The sequence below is a fragment of the Phragmitibacter flavus genome, from assembly GCF_005780165.1.
GTDB lineage: Bacteria > Verrucomicrobiota > Verrucomicrobiia > Verrucomicrobiales > Verrucomicrobiaceae > Phragmitibacter > Phragmitibacter flavus.
In genome coordinates, this window is the sequence record NZ_VAUV01000005.1 from 1 (window position 1) to 17871 (window position 17871).

General features: G+C 57.9%; 17 protein-coding genes. 11 read left to right on the plus strand and 6 right to left on the minus strand.

All coding sequences use genetic code 11. The annotated features are described in order from the left end of the window. Window positions 1-138: 138 nt before the first annotated feature. Entirely contained in the window at window positions 139-663 is a 525-nt protein-coding gene (locus FEM03_RS06785; protein ID WP_138085448.1) for a cytochrome C, read from the minus strand. Window positions 664-808: 145 nt separating this feature from the next. On the opposite strand from FEM03_RS06785, the gene FEM03_RS06790 reads away from it, so the two are divergent. The 10 genes from FEM03_RS06790 (at window position 809) to FEM03_RS06830 (ending at window position 10529) form a co-directional block, all read left to right on the plus strand. Then, complete coding sequence (locus FEM03_RS06790) at window positions 809-2728, plus strand: DUF4178 domain-containing protein (RefSeq protein ID WP_166442684.1); 1920 nt, start codon at window positions 809-811, stop codon at window positions 2726-2728. A gap of 33 nt (window positions 2729-2761) precedes the next feature. After that, window positions 2762-2917: a hypothetical protein gene (locus tag FEM03_RS24325; protein ID WP_166442685.1), complete on the plus strand. Its 156-nt coding sequence runs from the start codon at window positions 2762-2764 to the stop codon at window positions 2915-2917. Between the two features lie 41 nt (window positions 2918-2958). Further along, window positions 2959-3174, plus strand: coding sequence for a DUF350 domain-containing protein (locus FEM03_RS06795; RefSeq protein ID WP_138085450.1), 216 nt, complete (start codon window positions 2959-2961; stop codon window positions 3172-3174). A 40-nt stretch (window positions 3175-3214) separates the two neighbouring features. Next, window positions 3215-4777: a polyamine aminopropyltransferase gene (locus FEM03_RS06800; protein WP_138085451.1), complete on the plus strand. Its 1563-nt coding sequence runs from the start codon at window positions 3215-3217 to the stop codon at window positions 4775-4777. 11 nt (window positions 4778-4788) lie between these two features. Next, window positions 4789-6345, plus strand: coding sequence for an NAD(P)-binding protein (locus tag FEM03_RS06805; protein ID WP_138085452.1), 1557 nt, complete (start codon window positions 4789-4791; stop codon window positions 6343-6345). 13 nt (window positions 6346-6358) lie between these two features. Continuing rightward, window positions 6359-6706, plus strand: coding sequence for an adenosylmethionine decarboxylase (speD, locus tag FEM03_RS06810; protein WP_138085453.1), 348 nt, complete (start codon window positions 6359-6361; stop codon window positions 6704-6706). Continuing rightward, a complete protein-coding gene (gene gluQRS / locus FEM03_RS06815) occupies window positions 6703-7539 on the plus strand; it encodes a tRNA glutamyl-Q(34) synthetase GluQRS (RefSeq protein ID WP_138085454.1) in 837 nt (278 codons plus the stop codon). Before speD ends, gluQRS begins: the two co-directional genes overlap by 4 nt. 116 nt (window positions 7540-7655) lie before the next feature. Next, complete coding sequence (locus tag FEM03_RS06820) at window positions 7656-8702, plus strand: acyl-CoA desaturase (protein ID WP_138085455.1); 1047 nt, start codon at window positions 7656-7658, stop codon at window positions 8700-8702. Further along, window positions 8699-9583, plus strand: a complete 885-nt coding sequence (locus FEM03_RS06825; protein WP_138085456.1) for an aldo/keto reductase — start codon at window positions 8699-8701, stop codon at window positions 9581-9583. The genes FEM03_RS06820 and FEM03_RS06825 overlap by 4 nt, the downstream gene beginning before the upstream one ends. A gap of 79 nt (window positions 9584-9662) precedes the next feature. Beyond that, window positions 9663-10529, plus strand: a complete 867-nt coding sequence (locus FEM03_RS06830; protein WP_240772711.1) for a DMT family transporter — start codon at window positions 9663-9665, stop codon at window positions 10527-10529. Here FEM03_RS06830 and FEM03_RS06835 read toward each other — a convergent pair. The 5 genes from FEM03_RS06835 to FEM03_RS06860 form a co-directional block, all read right to left on the minus strand. Next, entirely contained in the window at window positions 10486-12132 is a 1647-nt protein-coding gene (locus FEM03_RS06835) for a sialidase family protein (protein ID WP_206170906.1), read from the minus strand. The two genes, FEM03_RS06830 and FEM03_RS06835, sit on opposite strands and share 44 nt — an antisense overlap. A gap of 4 nt (window positions 12133-12136) precedes the next feature. Beyond that, the gene (gene priA / locus FEM03_RS06840) at window positions 12137-14443 is read right to left on the minus strand and encodes a replication restart helicase PriA (RefSeq protein ID WP_138085458.1); all 2307 of its coding nucleotides are present in this window, start codon (window positions 14441-14443) and stop codon (window positions 12137-12139) included. 140 nt (window positions 14444-14583) lie between these two features. Continuing rightward, the gene (locus FEM03_RS06845) at window positions 14584-15351 is read right to left on the minus strand and encodes a TorF family putative porin (RefSeq protein ID WP_138085459.1); all 768 of its coding nucleotides are present in this window, start codon (window positions 15349-15351) and stop codon (window positions 14584-14586) included. Window positions 15352-15985: 634 nt separating this feature from the next. Further along, entirely contained in the window at window positions 15986-16258 is a 273-nt protein-coding gene (rpsT, locus tag FEM03_RS06855; protein ID WP_138085461.1) for a 30S ribosomal protein S20, read from the minus strand. 95 nt (window positions 16259-16353) lie between these two features. Continuing rightward, the gene (locus FEM03_RS06860) at window positions 16354-16830 is read right to left on the minus strand and encodes a hypothetical protein (RefSeq protein ID WP_138085462.1); all 477 of its coding nucleotides are present in this window, start codon (window positions 16828-16830) and stop codon (window positions 16354-16356) included. Window positions 16831-16974: 144 nt separating this feature from the next. Between FEM03_RS06860 and FEM03_RS06865 the strand changes: the two genes are divergently transcribed. Further along, a complete protein-coding gene (locus FEM03_RS06865; protein ID WP_138085463.1) occupies window positions 16975-17769 on the plus strand; it encodes an FHA domain-containing protein in 795 nt (264 codons plus the stop codon). The last annotated feature ends 102 nt before the right edge of the window (window positions 17770-17871 follow it).

Sequence of the window (17871 nt, forward strand, 5' to 3'; positions counted from 1 at the left end):
GGTTGGTTCATATGATGAACGCCCCACACCTGTGGTTGGAAGAACTAAGCGAGCGCAGACCCCGCCGACCGCGCCAGTTGGCAAGAGTCAAGCGATGCATGGCGCGTTAGGTATATGCTTATGGGCTGCAAGCCTGTGTCACGCCAAGTAGTCGCGGAGTTCGTAGAGTTTGGCGTCGCGTTTGGGGGCGCGGAAGCCGGCGCGGAGGCGTTTGACGGTCTGGGTGAGGAAGTCGCCGCCTTCGGTTCCGTCTTCGCCGCCGAGGTCCCCGAACTGCTCCTCGAGCTTTTCCGGGTCTTCGCCCGCTTCGAGTCGGCGGATGATTTCGCGCATTTCGGCGGGGGCTTTGTCGCCCATCAGGTCGGTCATTTTGCGCATGAAGTGGCCGAGTTGTCGCGGGTCAGGATTGTTCTCGTCCATGCCAGACATGTCGCGTTCCATGTCGGCCATGAGGGCTTCCATTTTGGCGTCGTCCATGTTGGCAAAAGGGTCGTTGTCATCTTCCTTGGCACCGCGCAGGAAAGCGAAGCGGGAGACACGTCGTTCCATGCGGAATTTTTCGTTCTCGGGGCAGCGCGGGGTTTTGTCGCCGTGGCCGAGGGTGCGGGCGAGGAACTGGTAGACGGTGTGGTTGTCGGGACAGTAGAATTCGTAGATGGGCATGGAGGCGTGGGGATGAAAAATGAGTGGGTGGGTGTCACTGTTTGCGGTTGCGGGGGGATGTCAACTGCTGGAGAGGATGACTATCCACCGATGAAGATCGCAAACCTCGTTGATGTTTTTTGTCAGCGCGTTAGCATGGCAGCGAATGCGTCAGTTTGACTGTCCTCAATGTGGTGCGCCGGTGGTGTTTCAAAGCGCCACGGCGGAGGCGTCGGTGTGTTCTTTTTGCCAGACTGTGGTGGTGCGGAAGGATGTGAATGTGGAGGCGATTGGCAGCATGGCGGTGTTGCCGCCGGATGTGTCGCCTTTGCAGGTGGGAGCGCGCGGGAGGTTGGGAGAGTGGGGTTTTATGTTGTTGGGAAGGGTGCGGGTGGCGTGGAAGGGCGGCAGCTGGAATGAATGGTTTGCTGAGTTTTCCGACGGGGGTCGCGGCTGGGTGGCGGAGTCGCAGGGTTTTTTTATGGTGCTGCGTGAGGAGAAGGTGGTGGGTGGGGTGAAAGGCGGAACGAAGCTGAAGGTGGGGGAGAGTGTGGGGGTGAATGATTTGGTGGTGAAGGTGGTGGACTCGAAGGAAGTGGAGTGTGTTGGCGGTGAGGGGGAGTTGCCGGTGGCGGTGGTGACGGGGGAGAGGTGGGTGGCGACGGATGTGGAGGCGGGCAAGGGAGTGGTGGGGACTTTGGAGAAGACGGCGGAGGGGTGGAGATTTTTTAAAGGGAAGGTGGCGACGTTTGAGGAGCTGGGATGGCAGGGATTGAAGGAGATGCCGGGTTGGAATGGGGTGCCTTTGGTGACGGAGCGTGGATTGACGGAGGGGTTCAACTGTCCGAATTGTGGCGGGGTGGTGGGGCTGCGGGCGGCGGGGGGGAGCATGGCGGGGTCGTGTTCCCATTGTGGCAGTGTGCTGGATGCGACGTTGCCGAAGGTGGAGTTGTTGCAGAAGGGTGGGAAGAAACGGAAGGTGAAGGCGACGTTGCCACTGGGCACGCGAGGGGTTTGGAAGGGGGTGGAATGGCAGGTGATTGGGTTCATGCAGCGCAAGGACAAGTGGGCCCCGTGGCTGGAGTATTTGTTGTTCAATCCGTTCAAGGGCTATTTGTGGCTGACGGAATACAAGGGGCATTGGGCGGTGGTGGAGCGGGTTTTGGAGGCGCCTGGAGTGGCGGTGAGCGGGGTCCGGCCTTGGATCATGCATGAGGGGCGCGAGTATAAGCAGTATGCGAAAGCGGCGTGTGAGGTGACTTATGTGGAGGGGGAGTTTTACTGGCTGGTGGAGGTGGGGGAGAAGGCGGTGGTGACGGATTTCATCGCGCCGCCGTTTGTGTTGTCGTCGGAAACTTATGTGGAGTTGAACGAGGTCACGTGGTCGGCGGGGGAGTATGCGACGTCGAGGCAGTTGAGCGAGGGGTTCAAGGTGCCGTTGAAGGATTTTCCGACGACGCAGGGGTTGGGGATGTTGCAGCCAAGCGGGTATGGGGAGAAGTGGAACACGCTGAAGTCGGTGGTGAAGTGGGTGGCGCTGATCTGGCTGGGTTTGCAGATTTTTACCGGGGGATCGTGTTCGGGCAAAAAGGAGTATGAGGGGGAGTTTGAGTATGCAACGCCAGCGGTGAAACAGGCCATGGGGATGGCGCCCGATTCGGTGGCGGTGACGCCGCCGTTTGAGGTGACGAAGCAGGGTGGGGTGGAGGTGGAGGTGCGGGCACCGGTGAACAACAACTGGCTGGGATTGGATGTGGAACTGATCAATGCCACCACGGGCGAGCGCAGGCCCGGGGAGGTGACGGTGGAGTATTACCAGGGGGTGGACAGTGATGGACGATGGGAGGAGGGGTCGAGACAGGCGACGGCGACAATTCCCGGGGTGGAGCCGGGGACTTACACGCTGGCTTTGGATGCGGCAGCGGATGCGGCGGTTGGGCAGATGACGTATGATTTGGTGGTGACGAGCGGGCACAAGTATTTTTCGAACTTTGTGCTGGGGTTGCTGGCGCTGTTGGTGTATCCGATTTTTGTTGGATGGCGTCACTGGAGTTTTGAATCACGACGCTGGAGCAATGCGGATTAATTTTTTTGAGTGTTTAGGAGATCGACGAAGAAGATGATGAGTTTTTTGAAGCATCCCATCTACACGGCACTGGCTGCGGGGCTGGGTGTCTGGCTGGTGTCATCCAACATGCGCGGGAGCAGTCTCTGGCACACGGCGGGGCCTCCGGCATGGATCTCGGCGGCGCGGTCAACTTTTAGTCACAAGTAAATAAGCAAACAATACAAACTATAACCTGGGAACTTGTTGTTATGGATATCATCAATTGGACGGATTTTGTAAACTCGCTGATTTATTCTTGCTTGGGGGTGGTGGTGTTTGCGGTGTGTTTTGCGTTGGTGGACTGGCTGACGCCGCATGATCTGGTGAAGGAGATTGTCGAACACAAAAACATGGCGCTGGCCATTGTGGTCGGGGCGGTGGCTCTGGGGATCAGCATCATTGTTGCAGCGGCGGTGCATGGGTGAGGCGAGCGTGGGTGGATTCGGGGGGACGGGTTGATTTGTGATGTCCAGAGATTCGGGTTTGTCGTCGGCTGAGGCCGCGCCGTATGAGGCGCGGACGGTTTGGATTTTGCTGGCGTCGGTGTTTCTGATTGCCACCTGCGGGCTGATTTATGAGCTGATTGCGGGGACGCTGGCGAGTTATCTGTTGGGGGATTCGGTGACGCAGTTTTCAACCGTGATCGGGGTGTATCTTTTTGCGATGGGGGTGGGTTCGTGGTTGTCGAAGTATGTGACGCAGAAGCTGGCTCTGGTGTTTGTGCAGGTGGAGATCATGATCGGCCTGGTGGGAGGGTGTTCGGCGGCGTTGTTGTTCATGATGTTTGAGAGCGTGACGACGTTCCGGGTGCTGTTGTATTCGCTGGTGATGATGACGGGGATTTTGGCGGGGTTGGAGATTCCGTTGCTGCTGCGGTTGCTGAAGGACAGGATTGAGTTCAAGGATTTGGTGGCGCGGGTTTTGTCGCTGGATTATGTGGGAGCGTTGCTGGCGTCGCTGTTGTTTCCATTGCTGCTGGTGCCGCATTTGGGATTGATGAGGTCGAGTTTTCTGTTTGGGTTTTTGAATGCGCTGGTGGGCCTGGGGGCGCTGATGTTGTTGAGGCGGGAGATTGCCTGGTGGAAGGGATTGCTGGTGGAGGCGGTGGTGGTGCTGGGCATTTTGTTGTCGGGTTTTGTGTATGCGGAGCGGTTGATGGAGTGGTCGGAGGAACGGTGGTATGCGGGCGAGAAGGTGATTTTTTCGAAGCCGAGCGCTTACCAACGGATGGTGCTGACACGGAGTCAGGATGATCTGAGATTGTATCTGAACGGGAATTTGCAGTTCAGTTCGCGGGATGAGTATCGGTATCATGAATCGCTGGTGCATCCGGCGATGGTGCGGATGCCGGAGCGGGGGTTGCATGTGCTGATTCTTGGAGGTGGGGATGGGCTGGCGTTGCGTGAGGTGCTCAAGCATGAGCGGGTGGAAAAGGTGACCCTGGTGGATCTTGATCCGGCGATGACGGAGTTGTTTTCGACGCATCCGTTGCTGACGAGTTTGAACAAGGGGGCGATGAAGTCGGGGAAGGTGACGGTGAAGAATGCGGATGCGTTTACGTGGGTGGACGAGGCGACGGAGAAGTATGATGGGGCGATCATTGATTTTCCTGATCCGAGTTCGTTTTCGTTGGGCAAGTTGTATACGGAGACGTTTTATCGGAGGTTGGCGAAGGTGCTGACACCGGATGCGGTGGTGGCGGTGCAGACGACTTCGCCGATGTTTGCACGTCGCAGTTTCTGGTGCGTGGACGGGACGATGCGGGCGTGTGGGTTTGAGACACTGCCGTATCATGCTTACGTGCCGTCGTTTGGAGAATGGGGGTTCATTCTGGCGTCGAAGGGGCAGAGACGTGAGGTCTCGCCATTGCCATTGCCGGAGGGATTGAAGTTTTTGACGGAGGAGGGCTTTGGATTGATGAAACATTTTCCGCCGGACATGGCGCGGGTGGAGACGGAGGTGAACAAACTGAACAATCAGGTGTTGGTGCGGATGTTTGAGGGGGAGTGGGGAAGGTATGCGAACTGAGTGAAAGGGGGATGACGATGATGCGGCGGCGACGATTTATCCAAGGGACGGCGGGGGCGCTTTGTCTGACGGGCTGTGAGGCGCGGAAGGGGATTCGTGGGGAGATCGTGGGTCAATCGCATGCGTTGGGGCATCGGTTGCGGGACGGTCTGGCATTGGGGTCGGCGGCGCGCAAGGTGGGGACGGAGGTGGTGGTGGTGGGAGCGGGAATTTCGGGGTTGGTGGCGGCGTTGCGATTGCAGCAGGCGGGGGTGGAGCGGATTACCTTGCTGGACATGGAGGCGGAGGTGGGTGGGAATGCGCGGAGTGGGGTGAATGGGATCAGCAAGTATCCGTGGGGCGCGCATTATGTGCCAGTGCCGGGGGCGGACGCGCATGAGGTGGGGCGTTTGTTTGAGGAGTTGGGGGTGATCACGGGAAGGGATGCGGCGGGCAGGGCGGTGTTTGATGATCGGTATGTGTGTGGTGATCCGGTGGAGAGGTTGCTGGTGAACGGGGTTTGGCAGGAGGGGTTGGTGCCGACTTTGGGAGCATCGAAGGGTGAGTTGGAGGAGATGGAGCGGTTTCTTGCGAGGATGGAGGAGTTGAAGGGGATGCGCGGTGTTGATGGGAAACGGGTTTTTGAGATTCCGGTGGATGAGAGTTCGATGGATGGGAACTGGCGGGAGTTGGATTTGATGACGATGGAGGCTTGGATGACGAGGGAGGGTTTTGTGGGGGAGCGGGTGCGATGGTTGGTGGATTATGCGTGTCGGGATGATTATGGGGCGTCGAGTGCGCAGGTTTCTGCGTGGGCGGGGCTGCATTATTTTGCGTCGCGGGAGAGCGACGAGGTGCTGACCTGGGCGGAAGGCAATGGCTGGTTGGTGGCGAGGTTGATGGAGAAGATGAAGGGGGTGACCTTTGAGCGCGCGCTGGTGCAAAGGATCTGGGAGGAGGGCGATCGGGTGATGGCGGAAGGGCTGAAGCCGGATTCGGGTGAGGTGGTGAGGTGGGAGGCGAAGGCGGCGGTGTGTGCGTTGCCGAGGTTTGTGGCGCAGCGGGTGGTGGCAGGGCTGGGGGTGGCGAAGGGCTTGGTTTATTCGCCCTGGGTGGTGGCGAATTTGAGTTGGAATGCGACGCCTCCGCCGGCTTGGGACAATGTGCTTTATCAAGGCAATTCGCTGGGGTATGTGGTGGCGACGCATCAGGCGTTGAATCAACCTTTTCCCCAGAATTCGGTGCTGACGTGGTATCAAACAAGAGATCAACTGGAGCCGGCGCTGGCGCGTCAGAAGATGCTCTCGCGATCATGGGAGAGCTGGCGCGATGAGGTGTTGGATGACTTGCGGGTGGCGCATCCAGATGTGGAGGACCGGGTGACGCGGCTGGATGTGATGTTGTGGGGGCATGGAATGATCCGGCCGGTGCCGGGGTTCATCACGGGAAGGGAGCGGTCGGAGATGGCGTTGTCGTTGGGACGGGTGGCGTTTGCGCACACGGACATGAGCGGGATCTCAATTTTTGAGGAGGCTTGTGAACGAGGAGCGCAGGCGGCGAGGCAGGTGATGGGATGGATGAAAGGATGAGGGTTTTTTTATTATGATTTTCGGGACGCATTTGTTGATGGAGCTGCATGGTTGTCCGGCGGATCGGCTGGTCGATGTGGAGTGGGTGCGGAGGTTAATGCTGGAGGCGGTGCGCGTGGCGGGGGGGACTTATGTGACGGATGTTTTTCATCACTTTGCGCCGTTGGGGGTGAGCGGGGTGATCGTGATCGCGGAGAGTCACGCGACGGTTCACACCTGGCCGGAGCATGGGTATGCGGCGGTGGATGTGTTTACCTGTGGGGCGGCATTTCAGCATGACGTTTTTGTGGAGATGATGAGGGCGGGGCTGGTTGCGGATCGGGTGCAGACGAGAGTGTTGTCGCGGGGGGATGAGGGATGAGCTGGGTGACGAGATTTGCGCCGTCGCCGACGGGTCCATTGCACTTGGGACATGCGTTTGCGGCGTTGTTTGCGCGGGAGAAGGCGGAGGGTGGGAGGTTTTTGTTAAGGCTGGAGGACATTGATTTGGGGCGGTCGAGGAAGGAGTATGAGGACGGGATTCTTGAAGATTTGAAGTGGTTGGGATTGGAGTGGGAACTGCCGGTGAGGCGGCAGAGCGAGCATTTTGAGGAGTATCGTGGAGCGCTGGGGAGGTTGGGGGAGATGGGGTTGTTGTATCCGTGCTTTTGCACGCGGAAGGAAATTCAACTGGAAGTGGCGAGGTCGGGTCAGGCACCCCATGGGCCCGAGGGACCGTTGTATCCGGGGATTTGCCGGAGGCTGCGATCGGATGAGGTGGCAGAGCGGATGGCGTTGGGTCGGGATTACGCGTTGCGTTTGGACGTGGAAAAGGTAATGAAGCAGGTGGGGGAGGATTTGGTTTGGACGGATGTGGAGAAGGGAAGTCAGCGGGCGGATGCAAGGGGATTGGGAGATGTGGTGCTGGCGCGCAAGGAGACGCCGACGAGTTATCATCTGGCGGTGGTGGTGGATGATGCGGCGCAGGGGATCACGCGGGTGACCAGAGGTGAGGATTTGTTGTTTGCGACGCCACTGCACCGGGTTTTGCAGGAATTGCTGGGGTTGCCCGTGCCGGAATGGTGGCATCATCGGCTCATTTCCGATGAAAATGGGCGACGATTAGCAAAAAGAGACAACTCAAAGACCTTGCAAGCGTTACGTGATGGGGGATGTTGTGCGTTGAAAGTGAGTGAGTTACTAGGTATTTCATAGGTAATTGAACCGCACTCGCAATTAAATTGTCGGTAGTAGCGACTTTTGAATGGCAAAAGTTCCCAAAACTGTTTCATTCAGCCGCTCGCACCACCCGGAAAATATACTAAAGCAAAATGCCGATGACCAAATCAGACAATAAAGCGCTGGCACCCTTCAAATGGGTCTGGAAACAATTAAGAACGACCGCAATTCAGCTCGTGAATTCGGATTATTATCCCCAAGGACAAAAGGCTTTGGTTGAAGCCGAGGACAAGATTGACATCAAACGTTCCCTGTCATTTGTTTTTCTTCATGTGGGCTGCATTGGCCTGATTTGGGTGGGCTGGAGCTGGACGGCGGTGATTGCTGCGGTGCTCCTTTATGTGGTGAGGATGTTTGCGATCACAGCATTTTATCATCGTTATTTTTCGCACAAGTCGTTCAAGACTTCGCGCTTCATGCAATTCATGATGGCGGTGTTGGGCAACTCCGCCATGCAGCGGGGGCCTCTTTGGTGGGCAGCGGTGCATCGTCACCATCACATCCATTCGGATCATGAGGAAGACAAACATTCACCCGTGCAGCATGGTTTTTGGTGGGCGCACATTGGCTGGCTGACGAGCGACCGCAATTTTCCGACTGACTACACCCGCGTGCGCGATTTATCGAAGTTCAAGGAGTTGATGTTCTTGAATCGTTGTGATCAGGCGGTGCCGATTTTGTATGGCATTGTCCTCTGGCTGGTGGGCTGGGGATTGCAGGTTTGGTTCCCGGGCTTGGGAGTGACGGGCGGACAGATGTTCGTGTGGGGATTCTTTGTGAGCACGGTGTTTTTGCTGCATGGCACCTTGTTCATCAACTCGCTGGCCCATGTGTTTGGCAAACGTCGCTTTCAGACCGATGACGACAGCCGCAACAGCCTTTTGCTGGCATTGATCACTCTCGGCGAAGGCTGGCACAACAACCACCACCGTTATTCTCACTCAGCGCGGCAGGGTTTTTACTGGTGGGAGATCGACATTTCCTATTACACGCTCAAGATGATGTCGTGGATGGGATTGATCTGGGATCTGAAGCGAGTCCCTTATGCAGTGTATGCGGAAGCGGCAGGTCGTGGCAAGGCGGCGGATGCGGCTGAGGACGAGGCGATCTACACGGCTGGCATGCGCGAAAGTGCATGAGCGGGTATTCGCGAATCATTTATGGAACGTGGCGGTTGCTGGATGATCCGGCAGCCGCTTCTTCGCAATCGATCAATGCGCGGCTGAATGCCTGTGTTGATGCGGGGATCACCACGATTGATACGGCGGAGATTTATGGGTTGTATGAGGTGGAGGAAGCGCTGGGCAGGGCGCTGGCGCTGAGTCCTGGGCTGCGGGACAAGCTGCAACTGGTGAGTAAATGCGGGATTTATGTGCCGTGTGGGTATCACCCAGAGCGCAAGGTGGCGTTTTACAATGCAACGGCGGCTCGGATCGTGAAGAGTTTGGAGAAATCGTTGAGGTTTCTGGGAACGGACCGTCTGGATTTGATGCTGGTGCATCGTCCTGACTGGCTGACTTCGGCCGATGATACGGCGGCGGGATTGAATCAGATGTTGGCTGAAGGGAAGATTGCTGCGGCGGGGGTGTCGAACTACAACGTGCATCAGTTCGAGCTATTGAACAGCCGGATGGAGAAGCCGCTGGTGGCGAATCAGATTGAGTTTCATTTGTTGAATCAGATACCGATTCATGACGGCACGTTGAGTCAGTGTGAGCGGTTGGGGGTTCTGCCGATGGCGTGGAGTCCGTTGGGTGGTGGGCGATTGATGAGTGAGACGGACGAAGCAGGACTGCGGGTGGCCGAGGTCGCGGCGGAGTTGTCGCCGAAGTATGGGGGAGCGACGTTGGAGCAGCTGGCTTATGCATGGATTCTGGCTCATCCGAGTCGGCCTGCGGTGGTGATTGGGACGAACAAAATTGAGCGGATCGCTGCGGCAGCGCAGGCGGTGCAGATCAAGCTGGAGCGGGAAGACTGGTATCGGCTTTGTGAAGCGGCGAACGGACGACCGATTCCGTAGACGGTGAATGGCTTAATATCGGTCCAAGCTTTTTGAATTGAATCCAGCACCCTCACCTTCACGTTTTGTTGCCTTCTTGATGATGCTGGTCGCGGTGTTCGCGATGTCGACTTCGGTGATTTTCATCAAGGTTTCGGAGCTGGATATCACCGCTTTGACGACAGGGAGGTTGTGGTTGTCGGTGATGTTGTTATTGCCGTTGATGGAGTGGCACCGGCGTCGGGCAGTGCGAAGTGAGGCGGGATTGGTGAAGGGGTGGTGGCGGTTGGGACTGTTGCCCGGCGCGGTATTTGTGGTGCATTTGATCACCTGGGCGATGGGGGCGCGGATGACGAGTTCAGCGAATGCGACGCTGGCGGTGAACACGGCTCCGTTGTTGATGCCGTTTTTGCTGTTTTGGATTGCGAAGGAGCGGGTGACCAGGGTGGAGCTGATGGGAACCGCCGTGGCGTTCGCGGGGCTGGTGGTGTTGACGGCAGCGGATGCGAAACTGGATCCCGATCACTTCAGAGGAGACTTGGTGTGCATGGGATCGATGACCCTGCTGGCGGTTTATTTGGCTTTGGGAAGGCGCAGGCTGCCGATGCTGCCGTCGCCTTGGTTGTATTCAGTGCCGCTGTATATCTGCGCGGGTTCGGTGTCGTTGATGTTGACGCTGGATGGGGAGAAGTGGGCACCGCTGTTTGGGGAACACGCGGGGATCGAGTGGTTCTGCCTGGTGGGATTGGCGGTGGTTCCAACGATCTTGGGGCATGGGCTGGCGATGGCGGCGTTGAGGGTGTTGCGAGGCCAGGTGGTGGCGGTGATGTCCTTGGGACAGTTTTTAACCGCCGGATTGATGGCCTGGTGGGTGTTTGGTGAGCAACCACACGGGTTGTTTTATGTGGCTGCGGCGCTCGTGGTCACCGGATGCGCGGTGGTAATATTTGGGAAGAGTCGGGATTAGAAGGTGCCGGAATGGCGGAGACGAGGACGGTGGTGTCGGGTGCCTTGCCGGAGTAGAAGGAGAGGTAGTGGGTGTTGCCAATGACGGTGGCGTTGACGTTGCCCGCATCAAAAGTGACCTGGCTTCCGGTGGCGACGACCTCGGAAACGGGCCAGTGGAGCGGATGGTTTAAAACGCGTTCAGGATCCACCACGCGGCGGCGCAGGATGCCTTTGCCGCGATGGTAATAGTAGTTGCTGAGCAGCCCGGTTTTGGCGTCGAGGACCAGGCTGGGGGTGGAGCAAAGAATGTCGCCGATGTTGGTGGGCTCGCGTTTCCAGGTGGTTCCGTAGTCGGTGGACACGATCTGGAACTGACTTGGACCGGTTTCACAACGGGCGATGACGAGGATTTTGCCATCGCCGAGATAGACGGCGGCAGGTTCGGTCGGCCACTGGGTTTTGGGCAAGGAGGACTCGACGGTGATCTGCGTCCATGTCAGGCCGTTGTCGCTGCTGGTCACGGTGCCCCAAGCGTTGGTCGGTTTGTCGCCGTAGTCCCCGGCGAACCACAGGGCCATCAGCCCCACCTTGGGCACGGCGAAGATGTCGGTGATCTGCATCGGCCTTACCTCCAGTTTTGGCGTGGCCATAAGGGTGAAGGTCACGCCGTCCGTGGTGCGGTAGAGGTCGTGGTGCCACTCCCCTTTGCCGATGCGACGCACCCAGAGGAGCATTGCCCCGGCGGAATCCAGCCCTTTCCCGACCGTCACTTCACCGTATCCGGGCGTGTCGGCGACCACGGTTTCGGGCGTCCACGTTTTGCCGCCATCGCTGGAGGTGCGGGCATAAACGGCGCGGCTGTCTTCGCCGATGGTGTGCCCGCCGCCACGGCTGTAAACACAAACCAGCTTGTCGCCGATGGCCTGCATCATCGGCCATGAGTTGTAACCGCTCACGTTCTGCACGACATGAGCTGGTGCGGGTTTTTCCACGGGCGTCACTTTCACCATGGCCAGGCCGGTGGGTTTGGTGAAGGTGTCGGACGGATCGCCCGGCTCGCGCTGGATACGAATGGAAAGTGGCGCGTGGGGCACGACTTCGAAATAGGATTCCAAGAGAATGGTCCGCGTGTGGCGCGGCGCGGCGGGCAGCGCGGTGCGCACGGCATTGGCTTGATAGTGGCGGGACGTGAACGGGGCGTCTTCGACCATCTGCGAAAGGTGGACCCGGTAAACGTCTGCAAATTGGTCACTTGTGGTGGCGTCTTCGGAGGTCACAACGATTTCGACCTTCACCGCAGTGCAGTCATTCGGGAGGCCGCCGACCAGACCGGTGACGGATTGACCCACGGTGCCGCCGGACAGGGACCACACGGGAATGTGCACCGAGCCGTTCGACATGAGCACCAGCGAAGGTTGTCCGGTGGCGATCGACAAGTCGTTCGCCGTCACGCAGATCGGGGTTGGTTCTCGCGAACCTGAATCGCGCTTTTCGGCGAATCCGACGGTGATGAGCGCCAGCATGGCGGTGAGGATGGTGACGGTTTTCATGATGATCTTCGCTTCGACAAAAGACAACGCATGGCGGGCGGGTTTCTTTTCGGTTATGCCGAAGGTCGTCACATCATCACATCAAGGTGGTGGGATCGATGTCCCAAGTGACGATGACTTCTTCGGGGAAGGTCATGTCGGTGAGGGTGGCTTTGAGTTGGGCAAGGAGGGGGCGGATTTTATCGGTAAGGAGAAGGAGCTGGAAACGATACTGGCCGTGGGCTTTTGCCAAAGGGCTGGGGCAGGGATCGTGGATGATGGTGCCGTTGGGGAGGGATTTTTTAAGTTTGGTGGCGAGGTTTTGCAGGGTGAACTCGGCGAGGGCGGCTTGTTTGCTTCTTGAGCCGATGAGAATGGCATGGGTGTGGGGGGGATAGGGACCGAAGTTGGAGCGGTGTTCGAGTTCCTGTTCGGCGTAGCCATCGTAGTCGGCATGACGGGCGAACTGGATGGCCGGACTGTGGGGGGCGTAGGTTTGGATGAGGACTTCACCTTTGATTTCGCCGCGTCCGGCGCGTCCGGCGACCTGGGTGAGGAGCTGGAAGGTGCGTTCGGCGGCGCGGAAGTCGGGGAGGTTGAGGGAGAGGTCGGCATTGAGAACGCCGACGAGGGTGACGTTGGGGAAGTCGAGGCCTTTGGCGATCATCTGGGTGCCGATGAGGAGGTCGATTTTTTGGGAGCGGAAGTCGCGCAGGGTGTCGCGGAGCTGGTTTTTGCGGTTCATGACGTCGGTGTCGACGCGGGCGATGCGAGCGGTGGGGAAGACGGTGCGCAGGGTGGCTTCAGCTCGTTCGGTTCCGAAGCCGCCGAAGAGCAACGTGGGGGTGTTGCATTGGGCGCATTTTTTGGGAGGGAGGGAACGCATGCCGCAGACGTGGCAGACGAGGCGGTTGTCGGTTTTGTGGAAGGTGAAGGGGATGTCGCAGTCGGGGCAGCGGACGGTGGTGCCGCAGTCGAGGCAGGTGACGGCGGTGTTGAATCCGCGGCGGTTGAGAAAAAGGATGATTTGTTCGCCCTGGTCGAGCCGGCGTTGAATGGCGATGCGCAGGACTTCGGAGAGGATGGCGACGCCGTCTTTGGTTTTGCGTTTTTCGAGGCGCATGTCGACGACGCGGATCAGCGGGAGGGTTTTGTGGTCGGTGCGTTTGGTGAGGTGGAGATGCAGGTATTTGCCGGAGCGGGCGTTGGTCCAGGTTTCGAGTGACGGGGTGGCGCTGCCGAGGAGGACGGGGCATTTTTCGAGTTTGGCGCGGACGATGGCGAGGTCGCGGGCGTGGTAGCGGGGGTTTTCATCTTGTTTGTAGGAGGGTTCGTGTTCCTCGTCGACGACGATGATGCCGAGGTTTTGAAGGGGGGCGAAGATGGCGGAGCGGGCCCCGATGACGATGTCGGCGCGGTTTTCGTGGATCTTGAACCATTCGTCGTGGCGCTCGCCTTCGGAGAGGTGGGAGTGAAGGACGGCAATGCGTTCTTTGCGGTCGGAGAAGCGCGATTTGAAGCGTTCGATGGTTTGAGGGGTGAGGGAGATTTCGGGGACGAGGACGAGGGCGGTTTGATTTTGGGTGAGAACGTGGGCGATGGCCTGGAGGTAGAGTTCGGTTTTGCCGGAGCCGGTGACGCCGTGGAGGAGGATGGGTTTTCTTTCGTCGGCGGGGGTGTTGAGGTTGAGGAGGATTTGGGTGAAGGCGGCCTGCTGTTCTTCGGTGAAGGTGAGCGGGGAGCTGGGGAGGAATTCCTCGTCCTGGAAAGGGTCGCGTTCGACGCGGACTTCGCTGCGGCTGATGATATTTTTGCGCACGAGGGCATGGACAACCTGGGTGGCGGAGTGGAGCTGCTGGCGAAGCTGGCTGAGGGTGGCTTCCCCGCCGCTGGATTGTAGGAGATGAATGATGCGGGCTTGAAGGGGGGCGGTCTTTTGGAGTTTTTCGAGGGCTTCGGCGTCGGGGGGATTGGTGAGGGTGAGGTGGCTGTCGGAGAGAAAGGTTTCGGGTTTGCTGCGCACGGCTTCGGGCAGCATGGCGCGGAGGACCTGGCGGACGGGACTGAGGTAGTATTGGGAGGTCCATTGCGCGAGCTGCAGCAGGGTCGCGGTGAACATGGGCCGGCTGCCGACGGTGCTGGAGATGGGTTTGAGTTTGTCGGCAAAGGGGGAGTCATCGAGAATTTGCAGGACGACGGCGGTTTCCTTGCGGTTTTGCAGCGGAATGTGGACGCGGGTGCCGGGTTGGATGCGGGCGGCCAGGTCGTCGGGGATCAGGTAGTCGAGTTCGAGGGCGGTTTCTTCGAGAAGGACGCGGGCGATGCGTTGGGGCGTGGTGGGTGGTGGTGGAGAGGTTGGGGCGTCGCCATCCATGCCGGAGAAGAGGGAGGGTTGGTCGGGCATGGCGGAAATCTAAAATTTGAGATTTGAGATCGGGGGGGACTTTTGCCTGTTGAAGGGAGGGGGACAAACGAAAGAAAGAAAAAAGCCTTCCGGTTTCCCGGAAGGCTTTGGAACAAGCTGAAGTAAATTCAGCTTAAGAATTAGAAGCTGACGCTGAGGCTGATGCCGCCGTAGAGCTGCTCGTCTTCGCCGAGGTCATCAAGGGCGTCGATTGGCAGGTTGTAGGCCACATAAGGGGTCAGGGTAGCGGTGTCGGTGAGCTTGATTGGAAGCGAGACACCTGCTTTGACGTGGTTGAAGCCGTCAACGCCGTAGTAGTCGATCGCATAGCTGACGAGAGCTGCTGGAACGAGGCTGATACGGTCGGTGATTTCGATGGCTTTGGAGATGCCTGCTTCGAAGTAGAAACCGTCGGCGGTTTCGTCATAGTAAGCGCCGCCGCTGAAGTCAACAGGACCAAGGGTGGTGGAGACCAGTGCGCCAACTTCGTTGATGTCTTCAAAGAGGTCGCCTGCGTTGCCAAGATACTTGTAGTGTTGATACTTCAAACCAACGGTGGCTGGGCCAAGGTCAACCAAAACGGCTGCGTAGAGGTCAAGTTCGTTGTAGGAACCACCGAGGGTGGCGGAGTCGTCAGCGGAGGTGCCGAACCAGGCGCCCACGTTGAGGGAGATCATTTCATTGAAAGGAATGTTGCCGTCGATACCGACAGAAACGAGGTTTTCAGCGAAATCGACGCCACGGTAGATGTAGTGGGAGTCGTAGCCAGCGGTCAGCGTGAAGCCGAGCAAAGCGCTTTCTTCAGCAGCAACCATTGCGGGTGCTTTTGGTTCGGCAGTGCTGCCAGCGAACGCGGTCGAGGCAAGCGCCACGCCGAGAATGGGAGAGAGCAAGGTGTGCAATTTCATTTATTGTGTTGTTGTTTGGTTTGGTTGGTATCGTTCCTGCTCAAATTCAATCACCGGACCTAGGTCAGGAGGTAAATTTGTTGCACGAACAATACGTGTATTTAGCAGCAAAGGTTGCGCTGTGAAGTTTTTTTGTGAACTTTTTGTTTCCTGGATTGTCGTGTCGCGGTAGACGCGGCGACAAATGATCCGTCAGTTGACAAAGCCAATCCGTGCAGGTGGACTGAGTGACGATGCCTGAATTCGCAAAAATTGCGCAAGGCAGGGGATGGCGCTTGCAGTGTTAAACCAAGTCGGTGGAAACGACGGAGCTTGAACGCCGGGAGGCGAGGGTCTTTGCCTGAGCCACGACGCGGTCGGAATCGGCTTCGAAACGATAGCCGTGGCAACTGGGGCAGGAATGCGTGCGGAAGGTCACTATGGAACCGCATCCTTCGCAGACCTTATAGGCAGCGGGATGGGTAATGATTTTCCGAGCTTGGATCAGGCGATCTTGTTGACTTGGGATGCTGCTCATCTTGCGTATTATACGCCAAAAATTGCGGTGGGAATCAGAAAATTCCTAAAAGCATAAAAAAAGCGCGAGTGAACGCGCTTTTTTCGGGCAATCGGGATGTTTTCGGAGTGTCTCTGCTTAATTAGCCGCAGTGGACTTGGAAAGCTGAGACGCCACGCGGCTTTTGAGGCGGGAGGCAGTGTTTTTGTGAATGGTGCTCGATTTTGCGGCCTTGTCGGCGGCAGAAGAGAACTCATTGTAGCACTGTTGAGCGAGCGCGTTGTCGCCTTGAGCCACGGCAGCGAGCACTTTCTTACGCAGAGTGCGAATCCGGCTTTTTTTGACCTGATTTTGCAGCGTGCGCGTTTTGGTTTTGCGAATGCTCTTTTCTGAGGAACGGATGTTTGCCATGGCGGAATGAAATTCTGAGGGGTGGGTGTTTACGTGATGGGAGAGGGTCTGTCAAGCGATGGGTGCAAGTTTCTGATCAATAATGGGTCAGATTGTTACTTGTAGCCGCTGATCATGCTGCATGGAATGGTGATTTCCGCGCCGCCAGAGCGGCGGATCGTGAGCATGTAGACACCGGTGGCGGGTGGTTTGACGTGGAGAACAGAGCCCCACGAACCTTCGGTGGTCTGGATGAGTTGTTCGATCTTTTTGCCGGTGGTATCCAGCAGATGAGCTTCGATTTGCACGCCGCTTTGTGGCGGGACGGCGACGCAGATGCGGTAGTCGTTGCCTTTAAACATCTGGATACGAACGGCTTTGCCAACATTGGGATTGAGGTCGCGCTGCCAGATGTCGGAGCGGAAATCGAATCCTTCGGGTTCATATTGACCGGCGAGGTAAAGCACGGCGTGTTCGGCCTGTCGCTCAGGATTGGCAGCGAGGGGCAGTGACGCGGCAAACAGCCATAGCAAGGCCATGGTTAGGGTCCGGCGCAGATTGGGGTGCGGAAGGATGGCGTGGGAGGAGCTCATTCAGGAGGGGTAGGGAACAAGGGGAATGCCTGGGAGTAAAGATTATAATGGGACAAATGCAGTTTGCACCCGATAGTTCGGACGAAAGCAAAGGATTGGCTTGCCCCTTTAGCAATTTTGGCTTTCATAAATACCCAATATCTTATGGCGCACATCGTGTTCACACTGGAAGATGGCAGCGAAATCCTCGCTGACTTGAATGCTGACATCGTCACGGTGGGTCGGCATCCGGAGAGTTTGGTGGTGCTGCCGAGCGGGTCGGTTTCAGGCCAGCATGCGACGGTGAAACGTCGAGGCGACAGTTATTTTGTGCAGGATTTGGGCACCACGAATGGCACGCGGGTGAACGGAGTGGAGGTCGAGGAGGTGAAACTGGAGCACGGGGATCTGGTTTCTTTCGGGGATGTAGCGGGTTATTTCTATGCCACGGAAGAGGCATCGGCTGCCTGGGAAGAACCGCAAGCGGAGGCACCGGTGCTGGAATCGCTGCCGGAGCCGCAAGCGCCGGTGTTGTCGGCGCAATCGGAGCCTTCGCTGTTTTTGCCGGAAAAATATTCACCAGTGCCGCGAGCAGGGCAGCCACGCAAGACGGGCTATGTGCCGGTGAAGCCGACGCGTCCGGTGACGCAATACAAGGAATCTTCGGGTTGTGCGGGATTTTTGTTTTTCATTGGGTTTTTGGTGTTTGCCTTTTTGGTGGGATTGCATGTCAGGCACGGTCAGGAGCATTCCGGAAGCATTTTGTTGATGGATGTGATTGAGAAGCTCAAGGCGGATCAGGTGGAGAGTGGTGCTGAGGTGACACCGGAGAGTGGAACGTCGACGACTCCTGCTGCGGATTCTGCTCCTGCTCCTGCAGCCCCTGCATCAGATTCGGGTTCGAGTTCTTCGCAGATGGGCGGCGGGATGATGGGCGGTGACAAGGAGCCTTCGATGTAGTGGGCTTGAAAGCCGTGCTGGTGCATCGGCCACAACGGTTGGGGGAAATTTTTGCTGCGAGGGATGATGCTGAGGGAGCGTTCTCTTCAGGCACCTCGCTCC